At 68.1% G+C, this 2181-nt stretch carries 3 protein-coding genes; 2 read left to right on the top strand and 1 reads right to left on the bottom strand.

What is annotated here, in order from left to right:
• Positions 1 to 129 precede the first annotated feature (129 nt).
• A complete protein-coding gene (locus G6016_RS13930; protein WP_182633227.1) occupies positions 130 to 558 on the bottom strand; it encodes an HIT family protein in 429 nt (142 codons plus the stop codon).
• A gap of 138 nt (positions 559 to 696) precedes the next feature.
• On the opposite strand from G6016_RS13930, the gene G6016_RS13925 reads away from it, so the two are divergent.
• Both G6016_RS13925 and G6016_RS17330 read left to right on the top strand, forming a co-directional pair.
• Positions 697 to 1428 carry a TetR/AcrR family transcriptional regulator gene (locus tag G6016_RS13925; protein ID WP_182633226.1) on the top strand — a complete coding sequence of 244 codons (732 nt, stop codon included), beginning with the start codon at positions 697 to 699 and terminating at the stop codon, positions 1426 to 1428.
• 92 nt (positions 1429 to 1520) lie between these two features.
• On the top strand, positions 1521 to 2181 hold a 661-nt coding region (locus G6016_RS17330; RefSeq protein WP_422110486.1), incomplete at its 3' end, for a phosphoribosylamine--glycine ligase.

Below are 2181 nucleotides of genomic sequence, written 5' to 3'. Positions count from 1 at the left end.
TCCTCACGATCGCCAGGACGTAAAACTAATGCCGGGGCAGGTCGATTCGCCATACCTCATGATTTCACACCCGCAAACGTAAACCTACTTAACGCGCGAGACACTAGTGTGACCCAGACCTAGTCCGACTCAGGACTCGGGCACGAACTCGCCGTAACCCAGGTCGCGCAGCGCGCTGCGCAGGGTCTCGGCCGCTGCGTCGGACTCCTCGGCCGGGGTGTCCGGATTGGCGAGTGACAGATCGAATCCCGACATGTCATTCGCGGGGAAGACGTGGATGTGCGTGTGCGGCACCTCGAAACCCGCGATGAGGTAGCCCGCGCGGGACGCGTCGAATCCGCTCAGCACGGCCTTGCCCACGGCCTGCGCGACCTCATTGAGCCGGGCCAGTAGGTCGGGCTCGAGATCGGTCCAGCGGTCCACTTCTGCGCGCGGGACGATCAGAGTGTGCCCGGGAGCAACCGGCGCGATGGTGAGGAAGGCGACCACCTCCGGGTCCTTCCAGACGAACCGACCCGGCAATTCACCGGCGATGATCTTGCTGAATACCGTCGACATGACCACCAGACTACGGATCTCGCCGCGCGATGAAGCAGATCTTGGGTCTGGAAGTGATCTAATGAGATTTGTGTGATTACGCCGACAGGCGCACACTAATCAACCCGATACCAAGATCGATGAGTAAGGAACGTAGTCATGGGCGAGGCTCGAGTTCCAACGGTGGCGGAAGCCACGGAGGCGGGCGCAGTGAACGAGGTCGGTAAGAAGAAGTCTTACCACCATGGCGATCTGCGCAACGCCATCATCATCGAGGCAACGGCACGGGCACGTGAGTCCGGCGAGAAGGCCATCGTCCTGCGCGAGATCGCGCCGCAGATCGGTGTCTCTGCGACCGCCGCCTACCGGCATTTCACCAACCGTCAGCAGCTGGTCGAGGAGGTCTCGGCGCAGGGCTTCATCGCCATGCGCGATCGGGTCGCCGCGGTCGCGCCGACCACCGCCACCTCCGACCCCGTGCTGGCCGCCTACATCGACCTGCGCAACGCCGCGATCGCGGTCGTGCGCTTCGCCGTCGACGAGCCCGGGTGGGCCCGCATGATGCTCGAGAACCTCGGGACGTCCGCGGTCGTCGCCGAGCAGGCCATGGGCGCCCGCGAGATCATGCAGGCGATCATCGACCGTGGGGTGGAGCACGGCACGTTCATCCCCGGGATCCGGTTGCAGAGCCAACAGGCATTCTGGGCCGGCATCGACGGGCTCAGCGCCCAGGCGATGTTCGGGATCGTGCACATGGATACGCCGGAGGCCGTCGCGGCCGGCGCCCGCACGCTGGACCTGTGCATGACGGACATGCTCACCGAGCAGGCGCTGAAGGCCCGTGACGCGGTCGAGCTGCCGGCCGAGATCATCACCGACGGCGCACTCTGAATCACCTCTGAACCGGGTTCGGCGCGGCCGCTGAACCGGCTTCTGGACGGTCCGGGTCAGGCGCGCGGGCGGGCGGCGCTACTGTAGGCGCTGTGCGCATTCTCGTGATCGGATCCGGTGCCCGTGAGCACGCCCTTCTCGTAGCCCTCGCCGCGGACCCCGCGGTAGCGGAGCTCCACGTCGCCCCCGGTAACCCCGGCATGGTGCAGGCCACCCGGCACGACGTGTCGGTGACCGACCCCGAGGCGGTTACCGCGCTGGCCCGCAAGGTGGGGGCTGACCTCGTCGTCGTCGGACCCGAGGTTCCCCTCGTCGCCGGGGTGTGCGACGCCCTGCGCGCCGCATCGATCCCCGTCTTCGGCCCGGACGCCGAGGCCGCCCGCATCGAGGGCTCCAAGGCCTTCGCCAAGGACGTCATGGCCGCGGCCGGCGTGCGCACCGCGCGCGCCGAGATCGTCGACTCGCCCGCGGACCTCGACGAGGCGCTCGACCGCTTCGGCCCCACCTGGGTCGTCAAGGATGACGGCCTGGCCGCCGGCAAGGGTGTCGTGGTGACCGCCGACCGCGCCGCCGCCCACGCCCACGCGCTGGCCTGCCTCGACGACGGCCACCCCGTCCTGCTCGAGTCCTTCCTCGACGGCCCGGAGGTCTCCCTGTTCTGCCTCGTCGACGGCGAGACCGTCGTCCCGCTGCTGCCCGCGCAGGACCACAAGCGCGTCGGCGAGGGCGATCGCGGCCCCAACACCGGCGGCA

Source organism: Dietzia aerolata, from assembly GCF_014144865.1.
GTDB classification, from domain to species: Bacteria; Actinomycetota; Actinomycetes; order Mycobacteriales; family Mycobacteriaceae; genus Dietzia; species Dietzia aerolata.
This window is presented reverse-complemented; position numbering and strand designations above follow the sequence as displayed.

What these genes read in the sequence shown, in the direction of transcription:
- G6016_RS13930 (WP_182633227.1), bottom strand. Translation starts at nt 558, where the DNA reads ATGTCGACGGTATTCAGCAAGATCATCGCCGGTGAATTGCCGGGTCGG.
- G6016_RS13925 (WP_182633226.1), top strand. Translation starts at nt 697, where the DNA reads ATGGGCGAGGCTCGAGTTCCAACGGTGGCGGAAGCCACGGAGGCGGGC.